The sequence below is a fragment of the Rhodococcus sp. JVH1 genome (assembly GCF_000280725.2).
Taxonomy (GTDB): domain Bacteria; phylum Actinomycetota; class Actinomycetes; order Mycobacteriales; family Mycobacteriaceae; genus Rhodococcus_F; species Rhodococcus_F jostii_A.
Genome location: NZ_CP166289.1, coordinates 3621362 through 3638046 on the forward strand (window position 1 = coordinate 3621362; position 16685 = coordinate 3638046).

Annotated in this window: 16 protein-coding genes; 8 read left to right on the forward strand and 8 right to left on the reverse strand. The window is 67.6% G+C overall.

All coding sequences use genetic code 11. From position 1 onward, the window contains the following. Window positions 1-102 precede the first annotated feature (102 nt). The 4 genes from JVH1_RS16585 to JVH1_RS16600 all read right to left on the reverse strand — a co-directional run bounded on the left by JVH1_RS16585 (window position 103) and on the right by JVH1_RS16600 (window position 4867). Window positions 103-1611 (reverse strand): aldehyde dehydrogenase, encoded by a 1509-nt coding sequence (locus tag JVH1_RS16585; protein WP_009477062.1) that lies wholly within the window; start codon window positions 1609-1611, stop codon window positions 103-105. Beyond that, complete coding sequence (locus JVH1_RS16590; protein WP_043780474.1) at window positions 1608-2990, reverse strand: MFS transporter; 1383 nt, start codon at window positions 2988-2990, stop codon at window positions 1608-1610. The genes JVH1_RS16585 and JVH1_RS16590 overlap by 4 nt, the downstream gene beginning before the upstream one ends. A 129-nt stretch (window positions 2991-3119) precedes the next feature. Next, window positions 3120-3830, reverse strand: a complete 711-nt coding sequence (locus tag JVH1_RS16595) for an ABC transporter ATP-binding protein (protein ID WP_009477060.1) — start codon at window positions 3828-3830, stop codon at window positions 3120-3122. Then, entirely contained in the window at window positions 3827-4867 is a 1041-nt protein-coding gene (locus JVH1_RS16600) for an ABC transporter permease (protein WP_009477059.1), read from the reverse strand. Before JVH1_RS16600 ends, JVH1_RS16595 begins: the two co-directional genes overlap by 4 nt. Window positions 4868-5026: 159 nt before the next feature. Between JVH1_RS16600 and JVH1_RS16605 the strand changes: the two genes are divergently transcribed. The 8 genes from JVH1_RS16605 to JVH1_RS16640 all read left to right on the forward strand — a co-directional run bounded on the left by JVH1_RS16605 (window position 5027) and on the right by JVH1_RS16640 (window position 11664). Next, a complete protein-coding gene (locus tag JVH1_RS16605) occupies window positions 5027-6217 on the forward strand; it encodes a sensor histidine kinase (protein ID WP_043780471.1) in 1191 nt (396 codons plus the stop codon). Then, window positions 6214-6837 carry a response regulator transcription factor gene (locus JVH1_RS16610; protein ID WP_009477056.1) on the forward strand — a complete coding sequence of 208 codons (624 nt, stop codon included), beginning with the start codon at window positions 6214-6216 and terminating at the stop codon, window positions 6835-6837. The genes JVH1_RS16605 and JVH1_RS16610 overlap by 4 nt, the downstream gene beginning before the upstream one ends. Before the next feature lie 55 nt (window positions 6838-6892). Continuing rightward, complete coding sequence (locus JVH1_RS16615; RefSeq protein ID WP_009477055.1) at window positions 6893-8374, forward strand: adenylate/guanylate cyclase domain-containing protein; 1482 nt, start codon at window positions 6893-6895, stop codon at window positions 8372-8374. A gap of 101 nt (window positions 8375-8475) precedes the next feature. Next, window positions 8476-9645, forward strand: a complete 1170-nt coding sequence (locus JVH1_RS16620) for an LLM class flavin-dependent oxidoreductase (RefSeq protein ID WP_009477054.1) — start codon at window positions 8476-8478, stop codon at window positions 9643-9645. A 4-nt stretch (window positions 9646-9649) separates the two neighbouring features. Beyond that, window positions 9650-10075 carry an SRPBCC family protein gene (locus JVH1_RS16625; RefSeq protein WP_009477053.1) on the forward strand — a complete coding sequence of 142 codons (426 nt, stop codon included), beginning with the start codon at window positions 9650-9652 and terminating at the stop codon, window positions 10073-10075. Between the two features lie 63 nt (window positions 10076-10138). Then, window positions 10139-10660, forward strand: coding sequence for a flavin reductase family protein (locus tag JVH1_RS16630; RefSeq protein WP_009477052.1), 522 nt, complete (start codon window positions 10139-10141; stop codon window positions 10658-10660). Further along, window positions 10657-11289 (forward strand): GTP cyclohydrolase II, encoded by a 633-nt coding sequence (ribA, locus tag JVH1_RS16635; RefSeq protein ID WP_009477051.1) that lies wholly within the window; start codon window positions 10657-10659, stop codon window positions 11287-11289. Before JVH1_RS16630 ends, ribA begins: the two co-directional genes overlap by 4 nt. A gap of 18 nt (window positions 11290-11307) precedes the next feature. Continuing rightward, window positions 11308-11664 carry a hypothetical protein gene (locus JVH1_RS16640; protein WP_009477050.1) on the forward strand — a complete coding sequence of 119 codons (357 nt, stop codon included), beginning with the start codon at window positions 11308-11310 and terminating at the stop codon, window positions 11662-11664. Here the strand turns inward: JVH1_RS16640 and JVH1_RS16645 are convergent. The 4 genes from JVH1_RS16645 to JVH1_RS16660 form a co-directional block, all read right to left on the reverse strand. After that, complete coding sequence (locus JVH1_RS16645; RefSeq protein ID WP_009477049.1) at window positions 11654-12433, reverse strand: LuxR C-terminal-related transcriptional regulator; 780 nt, start codon at window positions 12431-12433, stop codon at window positions 11654-11656. The genes JVH1_RS16640 and JVH1_RS16645 overlap by 11 nt on opposite strands. A gap of 65 nt (window positions 12434-12498) precedes the next feature. Further along, complete coding sequence (locus JVH1_RS16650) at window positions 12499-13848, reverse strand: MFS transporter (protein ID WP_009477048.1); 1350 nt, start codon at window positions 13846-13848, stop codon at window positions 12499-12501. Between the two features lie 13 nt (window positions 13849-13861). After that, complete coding sequence (locus tag JVH1_RS16655) at window positions 13862-15436, reverse strand: acyl-CoA synthetase (protein WP_009477047.1); 1575 nt, start codon at window positions 15434-15436, stop codon at window positions 13862-13864. Continuing rightward, window positions 15433-16662, reverse strand: a complete 1230-nt coding sequence (locus JVH1_RS16660; protein ID WP_009477046.1) for an acyl-CoA dehydrogenase family protein — start codon at window positions 16660-16662, stop codon at window positions 15433-15435. The genes JVH1_RS16655 and JVH1_RS16660 overlap by 4 nt, the downstream gene beginning before the upstream one ends. Between the last annotated feature and the right edge of the window lie 23 nt (window positions 16663-16685).

A 16685-nucleotide genomic window follows, 5' to 3' on the forward strand; every position in this document is an offset into this window, starting at 1 on the left:
CGAGAATTTCTTTCCGGACGACCTACTACTTCAGCTTCCCCGTGGGCCGATGTGACAGCGGTTCAGTCAGGCGGAACCCGTGTGACATTCGGCGAGCAAGCTTCAGTCAGCCCAGGGATTGGGTTCCTCGTCGAGGCCCCAGTAGATGCTCTTCTGCCGCGAGTAGGCGGCGATACCGCTGCGCCCCTTCTCCACCCCGAGTCCGCTCTCCTTGACGCCGCCGAACGGCGTCGAGATGCTGAACTGCTTGTAGGTGTTTATCCACACGGTGCCGGCCTGGAGCCGGCGGGCGAGTTTCCAGGCGCGGCGGTAGTCGCCCGTCCAGATTCCCGACGCCAGTCCGAACACCGAATCATTGGCCTGTGCAACCAGATCCGCGTCGCCGTCGAACGGCAGGACCACGAGGACGGGTCCGAAGATCTCCTCCTGGCACGTGCGTGAATTGTTGGGGAGCCCGTCGATGATCGTCGGCAGGTAGTACGCGCCGTCGCGGAGCCGGTCGTCGTCGGGGATCGCCCCGCCGCACAGCACTCGTCCGCCCTCTTCGCGGGCGAGGTCGACGTACGCGGCCACGCTGTCGCGGTGCTTGCGGTGGACCATCGGCCCGACCTGAGTGCCGGGGTCGCGGCCGGGCCCGAGTCGCAGTCGTTGCGTCTTGGCCACCAGTTTCCGGAGGAATTCGTCGTAGATGCGGCGGTCGACGAACAGCCGGGATCCGGCGATGCAGCTCTGCCCGGTGGACGAGAAGATCCCGTACATCACGCCGTGGACGGCGGCGTCGAGGTCGGCGTCGTCCAGCACGATCGTCGGCGACTTGCCGCCGAGTTCCAACGATACGGGCATCAGCTTGTCGGCTGCCGCGTGCGCGATGGACCGTCCGGTGTTGGTGCCGCCGGTGAACGTCACCTTCCCGACACCGGGGTGGGTGACGATCGCGTCGCCGACCACCGAGCCCTTGCCCGGCAGCACCGACAGCAGGCCGGCAGGCAGTTGTGTTTGGTCGATGAGCCGCGCCAGTTCCAGCGACACCAGCGGCGTCCATTCGGCGGGCTTGAGGACGACGGCGTTGCCAGCCGCCAGAGCGGGCGCGATCTTCTGCGCGTCGCTGGCCACCGGCGAGTTCCACGGTGCGATGGCGCCGACCACGCCGATGGGCTCGAGAACGCTCATCGTGAGGAAGTTGCCGCGCGGGGTGGTGAGGTCGTCGTCCGCGGTTTCGAGGACGGCGGCGAAGTAGCGGAACGTGCCCGCCGCGCTGCCGACGAGTGCCGTGGTCTCGGCGATCGTCTTACCGGTGTTGTAGCTCTGCAGCAGCGCCAGCCGGGACGTGTTCGCCTCTATCGCGTCGGCGATGCTGTGCAGGTACTTCGCCCGCTGGTGCGGGAGCAGCGCGCGCCACGCCGGGTCGTCGGCGGCGGCGCGGCCCTTCCGGACCGCCTCGTCGGCGTCGTCGGCAGTGGCCTGGTGAATCACCTGCAGCGTTTCGCCGGTCGACGGGTCCGTGACCGCGAAGGCGGGGCCGTTCGCCTGCCGCCACTGCCCGGCGACGAGGATCCGGTCGGCGACCGGGATGAACGGCAGTGTGTGTGGTGCGGTGTCGAGGATGGTCACTGGGAGATCTCCTCGAGGGTCTTTTCGCGGGTTTCGACGGCGAAGAAGCCGACCACGAGGGCACCGATCATTGCGACCGCGGCGAACATTCCGAAGACGACGGTGAGTGTGCCGCCCCCGTCGAGGATGGCGCCGACGGCGAGGGGACCGACGATGATGCCGAGGCGTCCGCTCGCTCCGCCGATCGCGCAGCCGATGGCTCGCATCCGGGTCGGGTACAGCTCCGCGGTGTAGACGTAGAGCGCCATGTTGACCGCGAAGACGAACAGGGCGGATCCGGCCGACCAGAACAGGACCTTCGTCGCGGTGTCGGCGCCGGAGGCGGCGAGCAGGAAGAGCAGCGACGAGCACAGGACCATCGACGCCGTGATGCAGATGCGGCGACCGAGGTTGTCGATGAGGAACGCGACGAGGATGCAGCCGATCAGGCCGGCGACACTGGTGACGATGCTGTAGTGCAGGGCGGTGTCGACGCTGACGTCGAATGCGGATCGGTACAGCGTCGGCAGCCAGGACGCGATGCCGTAGTTGACGAAGTAGGCGCAGCCCCAGATGGCCGCGAGCATGAGAGTGCGACGCAGGTAGATACCCCGGAAGGCCTCCGCGAAGGTTCCGCGGCGGGGATCGACGGTGACGGCGGGCAGCGGCTGCGGAGCCGGAAGCGTCTTGCCGTACTTTCCGGTGATCTCGTTCTCGATGCGGGTCATGGCATTGTGCGCGTCTTCGTAGCGGCCACGGGACGCGAGCCAGCGCGGCGACTCGGGCAGCTTCCACAGCAGCGGCAGGAGCACGACGGGCAGCGCACCGAGCGCGAACAGGATCTTGTAGCCGTAGTTCGGGACCACCCACGCCGACACGATTGCCGACATCACGAGCCCGATCGGGAAGATCACCTCGTAGAGCAGCACGAATCGTCCGCGCTTGTGGGCCTTGGTGATCTCGCCGATGTAGCTCGCTGCCACCGGGACCTCGGCGCCGAGGCCGATACCCTGCACGAATCGGAAGACGAGGAAGAGCATCAGGCTGTCGGTGAACGCCATGCCGAGGCTCATCACTGCGTAGAGCGCGAGCGAGAAAATGATGACGTTGAGCCGGCCGACGCGGTCGGCGAACCAGCCGCCGGCGAGGGCGCCGACGAGCATGCCGATGCCGCCGATGGCGATCACCCAGGCGATGTCGCCGGGGGTCAGACCCCACTTGGGGATGAGGACGGGGAGAGAGTACGCGATCATCAACTGGTCGAAGCCGTCGAAGAACGTGACGGCGCCGACGATGACGCGGGCCTTGATATGCCACCTGCTCATCGGCAGGCGTTCGAGTCGGGCGCTGATCATCTCAGCTGTGGCAGCCATGGCGGGCGATACCGTCGTCATGAGCATCCTCAGGGTCGGGTCGAGGCATTTACTTAAGCCCTCAAAGGCTTACCACTAAGATGTAATCTTACGCACATGAGAAACGTCAACCCTTGACTTTGGAAGAAACATGTTATTCACACCTGTGCGTACTTATTAACCTTCCGCGGTTAACAAGTGCTCACGGGTGAGGGAGCCGTCGACTACGCGGTGGACTGCATCCATTCTGCACAGATGCGTGTGGTCGTGTGTCACCAGCAGCGTTGCGACCTCGCGCTCTCGCACGACACCGAGGATCAGATCCATGATCGCGGCGCCGCGTTCCTGGTCGAGCGCGCTGGTCGGCTCGTCGACGACCAGCAGCGACGGATCGTTCATCAGCGCCCGGGCCAGGGTCACCCGCTGCCGCTGCCCACCGGACAACTGCGCAGGCCTCTTCCCGGCGTGGTCTGCGAGGCCGACGGCGTCGAGCAGATCGCGAGCCTTCGCGCGCCCTGCCCGCCGCGGCACGAACAACCTCTGCCCGAGATGCGCCATCACCTCCAGTTGTTCGAGGGCCGTCAACGACGACACCAAGTTGGACTGCTGGAACACGATGCCGATCCGGTCGCGGCGCAGTGTGGACGCCGCGCGGCGGCTCAGCGCGGTGAGTTCGGTGGCGCCCAGCCGGACGGAGCCCGAGTCGGGCCGGATCAGCGTCGACGCCACCGCGAGGAGCGTCGACTTTCCGGAACCGGACGGACCGGTGATCGCGGCGATCTCACCCCGGCCGACGGTCAGCGATACCGAGTCGAGGGCGGTGACGCGTCCCGCGCCGTCGGGGTAGGTGAGGGTGACGTCGTCGAGGGTGAGGGCGGGTGTGGTCATCGTGTGCTCCCGAGGGCGGTGAGGGGGTCGGTGGTGAACAGGAAGCGGAGCGCGAACGCGGCGCCGACGAGGCCAAGCCCGACGAGGGCGGTGGCGGGCAGCGCAGTGGTGGAGATGTCGAGCACGAACGGCACCGCATCGCCGATCATCGACCCGGCCACCGCCGCGATCCCGACACCGACACTCACGCCGGCGAGCAGGACGACGAGCGCCTGCCCGAGCGCGTCCCGCACGAGCGACCCGGTGGACGCGCCGAGCGCCTTCAACGTCGCGACATCGGGGGTCCGCTGGAGGGTCCAGACCGTGAAGAACGCGCCGATCACCAGCGCGGAGATCGCGAACAGCATCACCGTCATCAACGTCAGCGACCCGTTCTCGGAGGTATAGGAGCCGATGGCGGAGAAGGAGTCGGCCACACTTCGGGAGGTCGTCCCCGCGACGGCGTTCGTGGCGTCGTCCCCGCCGGCCACCGCGAGCACCGTCGCCGCACCCCCACGCGGGTTCGCGTGCTGCCAGTCGGCGAGCGTCATCCACACGGCCGGGCTGTGGCCGTACCAGTCGTCGCCGCGGACTGCGGTCACGGTGAAGGTGATGTCGCCGACGGTGAGATTGTCGCCGGCGCCGACGCCGAGGGATCGCGCCGCGCCGGCCCCGAGGATCACGGTTCCCGGCGCGGACGGTGCACGGTCGCCCACACCGCCGTCCGCGCCGACTAGCGCCACCCCCTTCGCCGCTCCTCCTACCGCCGACGCCGAGCCTCGTCCGACGCCGATCGGCTGCACCGAGTCGGCGCTCCGCCGCCAGACGGCCACCTGCTCGGACGTCAGCGCGGACTCGTCGAACGACGGACCGTCGGCGGAGGCGGCGAAGACCACCGACTCCGCGTCGATGCGTTCCACGACGGACACGTTCTGATGACGCAGTCCGGCCGTGAGACCGCTGAGAAACGTGACGAGCAGCGCAATCAGCACCACGACGACGGATATCAGCGCGAAGCGACCACGCGCGGCACGCAGGTCTCTCGATGCGACGAACACAGATGGTCCTCTCCAGATCACGACCGGCGCCGCAGTCGATACGGGCCGGGGCGGCGCTCACGGCCTCCGAACTCACCGTGCCCCGGGCACGACACGGTTCCATCGCACGTGGGGTGGAATTCTCGGTGGTCGAAGGTCGGGTGCGCGTTCCGACTTTCGATGGATGCCGGGTTCGCTCGCGTCGATAAGCTGGGCGGGGTGCACCGCTCCCCTCTCACGCCCGTGTTCGCGGGACTCCAACTCGGACTGCATGCGCTGATCGCGGCGCTCACTGCAGTCGTGATCTTGCGCGCCGTCCTTCCGGACGCACCACAGGCACCGGCGATCGTGGTGCTGTCGGTGGCGTTCCTCGCGGTGTACGCGGCGGGAGCGACGCGTCGGCTGCGCGGGACGTGGTGGCTCGCAGCGCTGACGGCACTGTGGGTGGCGCTGATGGTCCTCGCCCCCGACGCCGCCTATCTCGCGTTCGGGCTGTTCTTCCTGTACCTGCATCTGCTGCCGCGACGCTGGGGAGTCCTTGCGGTCGCAGCCGCGACCGTCGTGGCGGTCGTGGGTACCGGAATGCACCGCGGCTGGAGCGTCGCGGGTGTCGTCGGTCCGGTGATCGGTGCGTGCGTCGCGGTGGCGATCGGCCTCGGCTACCGGGCGTTGTACAGGGAGGCGGTCGAACGCGATCGCCTCATCGACGAATTGACCCGAACCCGAGCCGAACTCGCCGAGCAGGAACGTGCCGCCGGCTCCCTGGCCGAACGTGAGCGGCTCGCACGCGAGATCCACGACACCGTCGCGCAGGATCTGTCGAGCATTCAGATGCTGCTCCACGCCGCCGAGCGCGCGGCCCCCGACCACCCCGCCCGGGACCGTATCCGATTGGCGCGGGAGACGGCCGCCGACAGCCTCGCCGAAACCCGGCAGCTCATCGGTGATCTCACACCCGCCGTCCTCGACGGGCAGTCACTCGCGGACGCGCTCGCGCGGATCTGCACGCAGGCGAGGAGCGACACGTTCGACACCATTGCCGTGGTCGAGGGGGAGCCGGTGCGGTTGCCGATGCCCGTCGAGGCGGCGTTGGTGCGGATTGCACAGGGTGCGGTGTCGAACGTGGTCCGGCACGCGCATTCATCCCGGATGGCGGTCACTCTCACCTACTACGAGGACGCGGTCCGGTTGGACGTCGTCGACGACGGCATCGGCTTCGATGCCGAACTCCTCGACCGTGAACCGTCGAAAGCGTTCGGGCTGAATTCGATTCGCCGTCGCGTCGAGCTGCTCGACGGGTCGATGTCGGTCGAGTCGGAACCAGGACTGACCGCGGTCGCGGTGTCCTTCCCGCTCGAGGTCGGCGCATGATCCGACTACTGCTCGCCGACGACCACGCGATCGTTCGCGCGGGCCTGCGCGCCCTCCTCGAGCACGAGGACGACATCGAGGTGGTCGGCGAGGCTGCCACCGCCGACACCGCCGTGGCGTTGTGCGCGACGACTCCGGTCGACCTCGTGCTCATGGACCTCCGGTTCGGCGCCGGCACCTCGGGCGTGGACGCCACCCGGAACCTGCGGTCTCTGCCGAACCCACCGCACGTGCTGGTCGTCACCAACTACGACACGGACGCCGACATCCTCGACGCGGTCGCGGCCGGCGCCGCCGGGTATCTCCTGAAGGACACTCCCCCGCCCGAACTCCTCGCCGCCGTCCGCGCGGCGTCGGCCGGCGACAGCGTCCTCTCCCCGGCCGTGGCATCGAAACTGATGACGCGTGTACGCCGACCTGCCACCAGCCTCAGCCCACGGGAGATCCAGGTTCTGACGTTGGTGGCTGCCGGGCGATCCAATCGGGAGATCGGTAAGGAACTCTTTCTCTCCGAGACGACCGTGAAGTCCCACCTCGTCCACATCTTCGGCAAACTCGGCGTCAAGTCCCGGACCTCCGCAATCGCCAGGGCCCGCGAGTTGGGCACCATCCCCAGGTGAGTGGCAATGTGTGCGGACGCCCACTTTGCCACTCACATGCGTTTACGCTGGGAAAATGGACCCACCGGCAGTCCGCTACGTGCAGCGGGACGGACATGCGCTGGCATACCAGGTGGTGGGCGCGGGTGAACGCGACGTGGTGTGGCTGTTCGAGATCAACATGCACCTCGACCTCATGTGGACGGACCCGCAGATCCACTACCTGATGGAACGGGGCAGCACGTTTGCCCGCACGGTGTACTTCCAGCAGCGGGGGCTGGGGCTGTCCGACCCGGTCGAACATCTGCCGACACTCGAGCAGCAGGCCGACGACATCGTCGCGATCATGGACGAGGTCGGGATGCGGCAGGCCGTGCTGGTCGGGGTGGCCAGCGGGAGCGGTGCCGTCGCACTCGTCGCCGCCCGCTCACCGGAACGGGTCACCGGCGTCGTCCTGATCCAGCCGTTCGCAGAACGCCTCCTGGGCGGTGACCATCCCTCCGGCTGGAGCGACGCCGAACGCGACAACTTCGTCGACGGGTGGCGCGCGGCCGCCCGGAACTGGGGGTCGGGCGGCACGGTACCCCTGTGGGATCCCCGGGAGGACTCGGCGTTCAACCGTCGGCTGATGGCGATGCTCGAACGCAGTTCCGCGACACCTGCGGTCGCACAGGCCCACCTCGAGTGGATCTTCCGGCTCGACTACTCCGACACGTTGCCGTCCATCCAATGCCCGGCGCGGGCGATACTGGTCCCCGGTAGTCCGGTGCCGGTGGCCGCCGCGCAGTACGTCGCGGACCGCATCCCGGGCGGCAGCTTCCACCTGTTGCCGCCGTCGCCTCCCGGCGCGTCGCTCGGGGAGGCCTGGAAGCCGATCATCGACCACGTCGAGCAGTTGGCCACCGGTGGGCACCCGGCATCCGACGCCGGCCGATACCTGGCCTCCGTACTGTTCACGGACGTCGTCGGGTCCACCGAGGTGCTCGCGCGGATCGGCGACGCCGCCTACCGCGACCTCCGGGCCGCGCACGAGTGGCAGGTCCGCGACGAGGTCGAGAAGGCAGGTGGTCGCCTCCTCAACGTCGCCGGCGACGGCACCTTCAGCATCTTCGACGGTCCCGCGTCCGCGGTCCGGTGCGCGCGGGCGGTCGTCGACGGCGCCGCCGAACTCGGACTCGAGGTGCGGGCCGGCATCCACACGGGGCAGGTCGAGCGCAACGGTCCCGACGTCAGCGGGATGACCGTCCACATCGGCGCGCGCATCGGAGCGACGGCCCGCGCCGGGGAAGTGCTGGTGTCACGTACCGTGCGCGATCTCGTGGTGGGGTCGGGACTGCGGTTCGCCGACGCCGGGGAACACGACCTCAAGGGCGTGCCCGACCGCTGGCCCCTCTACTCCCTCACCGACGCGGACCACGCGCCCCGGACCGTTCCGCGACTCGCGCCGAAGCTGGGGATGATCGACCAGGCCATCCTGCGCACCGCGAAGCGGGCGCCGCAGGCACTGCGCGCGCTCGTCGGCGCCGCCAACGCGAGGCAGCGCCGACTGTCCCGCTGATCTCCCGCGCGGTGCGAAGTGTCTTCTTTAGAGGACTACACCCGCTGTACGCACGGCCATACCGTTTCACTCACTGTTGCCCCCGTCACACAGGAGTGATCATGAGCAAGTTGAAGTTCGGAACGTTTCTGGCGCCGATCCACACCCCGGGACAGAATCCGACGCTGCTGCTGCAGCGCGACCTGGAGCTGGTTCAGTTGCTCGACAGGCTGGGCTACGACGAGGCCTGGTTCGGGGAGCACCATTCGGCGGGCTCCGAGATCTACGCCTCCCCGGAGATCATGATCGCCGCAGCCGGCGAACGGACCAGTCGAATCAAGTTGGGCACGGGCGTGACGTCGGTGTCGTACCACAATCCCCTGTGGGCGGCCGAGCGCATGGTGATGCTCGACCATCTGACCCACGGACGCGTCATGTTCGGCCTCGGTCCCGGATCTCTGCCGACCGATGCAGCGATGCTCGGTCTGTCGCAGATCGACACCCGTGAACTACTCGCGGAGAACGCCGACATCATCATGCGTCTGCTGCGAGGCGAGACCGTGAGCGCCAAGACGCGGACGCATGAGCTCGTCGACGCTCGAATTCAGATGGCACCGTATTCCTCGCCCCTGTTCGACGTGGTCGTGGCCGCGATCGCGTCGCCGACCGGGGCGCGGTTGGCGGGTCACCACGGAATCGGTCTGCTCTCGATCGCCGCGACGCTGACTGCGGACGGATTCAGTGCCCTGCAACACCATTGGGGAATGCTGGAGGAATTCGCGACGCTGGCCGGCCGAAGCGAGGATGTCGATCGCTCGAAGTGGCGACTGGTGGGCCCCTTCCACATCGCCGAAACCCGCGAACAGGCCTACCGTGACGTCGAGCACGGCATCGAGCACTGGTTCAAGTACTTGCAGCACGTTGCCGCGTTCCCTCAGATGGCGGTCGAGGGCGAGAACAAACGCGAGATGATCGACTTCATCAACAACTCCGGGATCGGCGTCATCGGTACCGCCGAAGAGGCCCGCGCGCAGGTTCAGCGTCTGATCGATCAGTCCGGCGGTTTCGGCACTTTCCTTCTGCAGGGGCATGATTGGGCCAATCCGCAGGCCACGGCGCGCTCGTACGAGCTGTTCGCTCAGGACGTCATGCCGTTCTTCCAGGGCCAGGCGCAGCCGCTGCTCGACGCGGACGAGAGGGCCCGCCGCGTACGGGAGGGGCAGGCGGACGAGCACCGGAAGGCCGTCGAACACATGACGAAGAAGTACGAGGCCGAGTTGGGCCGGGTGTAGACCGATGGCGGAGATCAACATTCACCAGCAGTTTCCCGTCGGCGCCGACACGGTGTGGGCCCGGGTCGGTGACCCCGGCGCCATCGCCGGATGGATTCCGTCGGTGGCGGCCTCCCGGATGGAGCAGGAGATCCGTCATATCGTCTTCGCGGACGGTCAGCCGGCCCGTGAGCGGATCGCCGAGCACAGCGACAGCGAACGCCGATACACCTACGAGTACATCGACGGCCCGCTTCCGTTGGAGCAGTACCGGTCCACCATCTCCGTACTCGGCGTGTCGTCCGAGGAGTGCACGGTGGATTGGTCCGCGAACTTCTCCGCTGGCTCGGAGGCTGCCGAATCGGAACTGGCGACGGCGATCGAGTCGATCTATCGCGCTGCGCTCGACGAGTTGTCGATCATCGTCTCGAATCCCTCCATCCACGGATAGACCTCGGTCAGAGTCCGCCCCCTGTTCGGCGGGCTCTGACCATCAGCACCGAAGAAGGTACCGATGCGAACTCCCACCGAACCGCACATCATCGCCACCACCCCCGAAGACATCGCGGACGCCTACCGCACCGTCCTCGGGAAGTTCTGCACCGGCGTCGTCGCCGTCACCGCACTCGACGACACCGGCAACCCCGTCGGACTGACCGTTGGCTCCTTCAGCTCCGTCTCCCTCGACCCCGCCCTCGTCGCCTTCTTCGTCGGCCGCGGCTCCACCACCTTCCCCAAGGTCGCCGCCTCCGGCCGCTTCTGCGCCAACATCCTCTCCGCCGACCAACACGAACTCGGCCGCGCCTTCGCCCGTAGTGGCACCGACAAGTTCCACGGAATCGACTGGACCCCCGCCACCACCGGATCACCGCGCCTCGCCGGCGCCCACGCCTGGATCGACTGCCACATCGACCTCGTCCAACCCGTCGGCGACCACGACCTCGTCGTCGGCCGCGTCGTCGAACTCGGCGCCACCGACACCCCCGACCCGCTGCTGTTCTACACCTCCACCTTCCACCAGCTCACCCCCGCGTGAACACGGCGGAACCTATTCGGTCCGTCGCCCGCTGCGCCGACGCCGTCATCCCCACCGACCACGGCGCATTCACGGCCGTCGCCTACCGATCCGACACAGGAATCGAACACCTTGCCATGGTGTTCGGTCAGCCGGCCGGCACCACTGCACTCACCCGCGTCCACAGCGAATGTCTCACCGGTGACGTCCTCGGCTCACGGCGCTGCGACTGCGGCCCCCAACGTTCCGCCGCACTGGAACGCATCGCCGACGCCGGCCGCGGCGTCCTGCTGTACCTTCGCGGGCACGAAGGCCGCGGCATCGGACTGGCCGCGAAAATCGCCGCCTACCAACTGCAGGACCAACTGGGCCTCGACACCGTCGACGCCAACCTGCAACTCGGCTTGCCCGTCGATGCCCGCGACTACACCGACGCCGCAGCAATCCTCCGCGACCTCCGCATCGACTGCATCAACCTGCTCAGCAACAACCCTGCCAAGGCCGCCGGCCTCGCTGCGGCCGGTATCACCGTCGCCCACACCACGCCTCTCGAGACCGCACCGAACGACGACAACTCCCACTACCTTTCGACCAAGCGGGATCGGCTGGGCCACCGCCTCACCCACGCACTGCTCACTGCCCATCATTGATCAGCGTCAGGAGACCCCATGGAACACTCCCCTTTGACTCACGTGTTCGAGAAGATCTCGATTCTGCATTCGACCTCGCGCTGGGCGGGGACCTTCGGCGACCTCATCGAGATCCTCGGACCGGCCGGCCTCAGCGACGGGCGGGCGTGGGCGAAGTTTTCGACCGACACCACGACGCTGTGCTTGTCCGACGAAACAGATGTCCCGCCTTGGTGCCTTCTGGGGAAGACACGCGACGTCGCCGCGGCCGCGGCACTCGCGCGAGAGGCGGGGTGGGACGCGGGTGAGCCGACCGTCGGCGACCACGAGTGCCGTGTGGTCCTTCGTTCTCCCCACGGACTGACGGTCATCGCCTACGCGCCGCTCACACCGTAGGTCGCTGTTCTCGCCGAAGCACGCACGCAGCCAACGAAGCCCGGTTCCGGATACCGGTGGTTTCGAAGATCCGGCTCACATACTTCTTGATGGTGAACTCGGACAGCGAGAGCACCCCGGCGATCTCGCTGTTGCTCAAACCGTCGCTCACCAGCTCGGCCACCTGCATCTGGCGTGGAGTCAGACTGCCCAGCGGATCGACGGTGCCGTCGTCCCCCACCGCCGCCAGCCGTATCGACCTACTCTGGGCGCGGAGTTGGCGAGCGAGAACCCGCACCGCCAGAGTCTCGCTCGCATCCCAGCTCCGTTCACGATCGAACATGCCCACCAGAGCCTCGCCGTCGGCGAGCCGGAGGTGCAGCGCCGACGCCGTTCCCATCCCGTGCGGGTGCAGGTAGTCCTCGACGTACGAGCGTTGCGGCGCGGGCAGCGTGTGCAGGTGGTCCAGGGAAATGAACCCGGTATCGGTCAGCGAGCGGCGTGCCTCGGGAAGCGCGAAGATGTCCTTGTCCCGCCACCGGGCGTGATACTCGTGCAGCAGCGGAGAGGCGGCGCCCGTCAGCAACGGCTCCGGGTCGGCGAAGATGTCGGCGTACGTCGGCCCGAAGAAGAACGTGACATCGCGGACGCGGAACACCGTCGCAATGGATTCCACGACGGTCCGTTTGTAGTCGTCGGCGTCGTCGATCTCGCTGCACAGCTCGAGAACCTCGAGGATCCCGTGCAGCTGCGATCGCGACAGCACGTCCTTCCAGGACTCGGTACTCATGTTCGCCCTCCGATCACAGGTGAGTGGCAAAGCGTGCGCCAGCACACTTTGCCACTCACGTCGCCTCACACCGCCACGGTGGACTGGCGGGCCGCCTGCTGGATGCCGGGCTTCGAGTACTTGCGGACGATCGTGACGAGGCAGAGCAACCCGACCGCTCCGGCGCCGGCGAGGAACGCGCCGACGCGCCAGGCGTTGGACGCGTCGCCGTTTATGAGCAGCACCATGACCATCGGTGAGAAGCCACCGATGATGGCGGAGATCTGGTAGCCGAGGGAGGCACCGGAGAATCGGATCTCGGGCGGGAACAGTTCCGCGAACAGTGTTCCCTGCGTTCCGGTCTGGAACGACATGACGATCACGGCGCCGAAGACGGCGAGCGCGAACGGCCACAGCGTGCCCTGGCTCGAGTGTCCGATCATGAGCCACATGGGGATTCCCCACAGCAGCATCCCGGCGGTGCCGATTCCGAAGATCAGCTTCCGGCCGTAGATGTCGGAGAGGTATCCGGCCAGCGGGACCAGCGGAATCATCAGAACGCAGGCGGCGAGGATGAAGCCGAGCACAGTTGAACGTTCGATCCCGAGGTACGTGGTGGCGAACTGCACGGACCCTGTGATCATCGTGTAGAAGAAGATGACGCCGATGGCGTTCGCGCCGGCCGCGGTGAGCACGGTGCCGGGATTGTTGCGCAGCACCTGCAGGATCGGCGACTTCCGCGCGACCGGAGCTTCGGCGAGCTTCTTCGACAGTTCCTGGAACTCGGGTGTCTCCTCCAGGTAGCGGTGGATGACGAAGGCGACCGGAAGCATCACGAGGCTGATCCAGAACGGGATGCGCCACGCCCACGCGAGGAACGACTCGGAGTCGAATACCGCTGTGATGACCAGGAAGACGACGTTTCCGAGCACGACGCCGATGGGCACGCCGAGCTGCGCGAAGCTGCCGTAGAACCCGCGACGTCCGGCGGGGGCGTTCTCGGTGGCGAGGAGGACGGCACCGCCCCATTGCGCTCCGACGGCGAGGCCCTGGCAGATCCGCAAGGTCACGAGGATCGTCGGTGCGAGCCACACGAGCTGGGTGTTGGGCACGAGGCCGATCAGCGAGGTCGCGACGGCCATCATGACGATGGCCGCGACGAGTACCGGTTTGCGACCCACCTTGTCGCCGAAGTGCCCGGCGAGGACGCCGCCGATCGGCCGGGCGATGAAGCCGACCGCCACCGTGGCGAACGAGTTGAGGGCGGCGACGACCTGGCTGTCGGTCGCGAAGAACGTGGCGTTGAAGACGAGCGCGGCGGCGGTCGCGTAGATGAAGAAGTCGTACCACTCGAGTGAGGTCGAGATGGCGGCCGCGAACGAGGCGCGCGCGGCCCGGGGCTTGCCCGCGCGTTGTGTGTTCGAATCGGTGGGCATGGTGGTCTCCTGCTCAGTCTTGGGCAATGGAACCGAATGTGTCTCGGAGAACGCGTTTGAGGATCTTGCCGCTCGGGTTCTTCGGGAGGGAGTCGGCGACGATCACGTACTTGGGCACCTTGTATCCGGCGAGTCGTCCGCGGCAATGCTCCACGACGTCTTTCTCGTCGAGTTCGACGCCGGCGGCGGGGACCACGACCGCGGCGACCGCTTCGATCCACCGTGGGTGCGGCACCGCGAACACGGCGGCCTCACCGACGCCGTCGAGTTCGTAGAGTGTTTCCTCGACCTCCCGGGTCGCGACGTTCTCCCCGCCGGTCTTGATCATGTCCTTCTTGCGGTCGACCACCCACAGGTAGCCGTCCTCGTCGAGGTAGCCGAGGTCGCCGGAGTGGAACCACCCGCCCGCGAATGCTTCCGCGGTCTTCTCGGGTTGTCCCAGATAGCCGACGGTGGCGTGCGGGCTGCGGTGCACGATCTCGCCGACCTCGCCCGCCGGAAGCGGCAGGTCCCGGTCGTCGACGATGCGTGTCTCCACGTTGAGAGCAGGTTTGCCTGCCGAACCACCGCGCGTCTCTTGATCTTCCGGCCCGAGCGCCGTCGCGAGTGACGCCATTTCCGTCTGCCCGTAGAAGTTCCACAACCGGATACCCGGCAGCCGGCGGTTCATTTCGCGCAGGATCTCCACGGGCAGCGGCGACGCGCCGTAGTAGCCCTTGCGCAGCGAACGCAGGTCGGTGGTCTCGAACTCGGGTAACTGCAGCAGCGAGATCCACACCGTCGGCGGGCAGAACAGGTTGGTCACCTGCTCGGCCTCGATGGTGCGGAGCAACACCTGCGGGTCGGGCCCGTCGACGATGATGCTCGTCGCGCCGAGATAGATGTCGGTGCTGAGGAAGTTGTCGAGCTGAGCGCAGTGGTACAGCGGCAGCGCGTGCACCTCCACGTCGTCGCTGCTCATGCCGCCGGTGACGATGCAGCTGATGTACTGCCACATCAGCGACCGGCTGGTGAGCATCGCGCCCTTGGGCCGTGACTCGGTGCCCGACGTGTACATGATGCGGACCACGTCGTCGTCTGTCACGTACACCTCGGGCGGCGAACCGAATTCACCCTCCGCCCAGTCCGTCACCGAACGCCAGCCACCCGGTGTGGCCGTATCGCCGAGCGGGATGGTCGCCCGCACCCGGACGCTTCCCTTCGATTCCGCGAGCGCCTTCTCGGCGACGGGCACCAGGGCGTCCTCGACGACGAACGCGTCGGCTGCGCAGTCGTCGAGGATGTATGCGATCTCCCCGCCGGTCAGCATGAAGTTGACCGGCACGAGAACCACACCGAGCCGGGCGGTTGCGAAGTTCAGCACCGCGTACTGCCAGCAGTTGTGCGACAACAACGCGAGCCGGTCGCCGCGCGTCAACCCCTCGGAGTGCAGGGCCGCCGCGACCCTGTCGATCAGCGTGTCGAATTCGGCGAACGTGAGCCGGACGTCGCGGTGCACCACGGCGAGCTTGTCCGGGAAACGCGCCGCGGACCGCCGCGGAATGTCGCCGATGCTCTGCTGCCGGGCGCGCGTGGTGTCCTCGTTCACCCGCGGACTTCCTTCAGGACCGGGGTGGTGGCGAACTCGGCCCGGGCGAGGGAGCGGCGGTGCACCTGGTCGGGGCCGTCGGCGATCTGCAGGAACCGGGCCTGCGCGTACAGCACCGGCAGGATCGTGTCCTGCGACAGGCCGGCGCCGCCGAAGATCTGCATCGCGTCGTCGACGATCCGCTTGACCGTGAGCGGGACCATCACCTTTGCGGCGGCGATGTCGTGACGGGCCGCCTTCGTGCCCTCGACGTCCATCCGCCAGGCGGCCCGCAGCACCAGCAGCCGGGCGGCGTCGAGGTGGATCCGCGCGTCCGCGACGGTCGCCTGCACCACACCCTCGTCGGCGAGGGGCCTGCCGAACGCCACCCGGGTGCGGGCGCGTTCGGTCATCAGCGCAATCGCCCGCTCGGCCATGCCGATCAACCGCATGCAGTGATGGATGCGCCCCGGACCGAGGCGCGCCTGCGCGACGGCGAAGCCCTTGCCGCGCGGTCCGAGCAGGTTCGCCTTGGGGACGCGGACCTCGTCGAAGACGATCTCGCCGTGCCCGCCTTCGTGGCGGTCGGTGAAGCCGAGCACCGTCGTGGACCGGACGATGGTCAGACCGGGGGTGTCCATGGGAACGAGGACGATGCTGTGCCGGCTGCCGACAGGGGCACCTGGGTCGGTGACGCCCATGACCATCGCCACCCGGCAGTCGTCGCGCAGGGCCGCGGTGGACCACCACTTGCGGCCGGTCAGCACCCAGTCGTCGCCGTCCTCGGCGATCTCGAGGCGGACGTTGTTGGCGTCCGAGCTCGCGACGTCGGGTTCGGTCATCGAGAAGCACGACCGGAACTCGCCCGCGAGCAGGGGTTCGAGCCATTCCCGCTTCTGTTCGTCGGTGCCGTACAGGTGCAGCAGTTCCATGTTGCCGGTGTCCGGCGGGTTGCAGTTGAACGCCTCGGGTGCGATCAACGGGCTCCAGCCGGTGAGTTCCGCTAGCGGCGCGTATTCGAGGTTCGTCAGACCGGCACCCTCGCGCGCGGGCAGGAAGAGATTCCACAGGCCTTCGCGCTTCGCGGCCGCCTTCAGGTCGGCCACGATCGGCGGCGCACCCCAGTGGTCCGGCTTCGACGCCAGTTGCTCTTCGGCGATCGTCTCGGCAGGCAGTACCCGCTCCTGCATGAACTTCGTCAGCTTCGCTTGCAGTTCCAGCACTTTCGGGCTGTAGTCGAAATCCACTTCCGTGGCTCCAATCTCTTCGG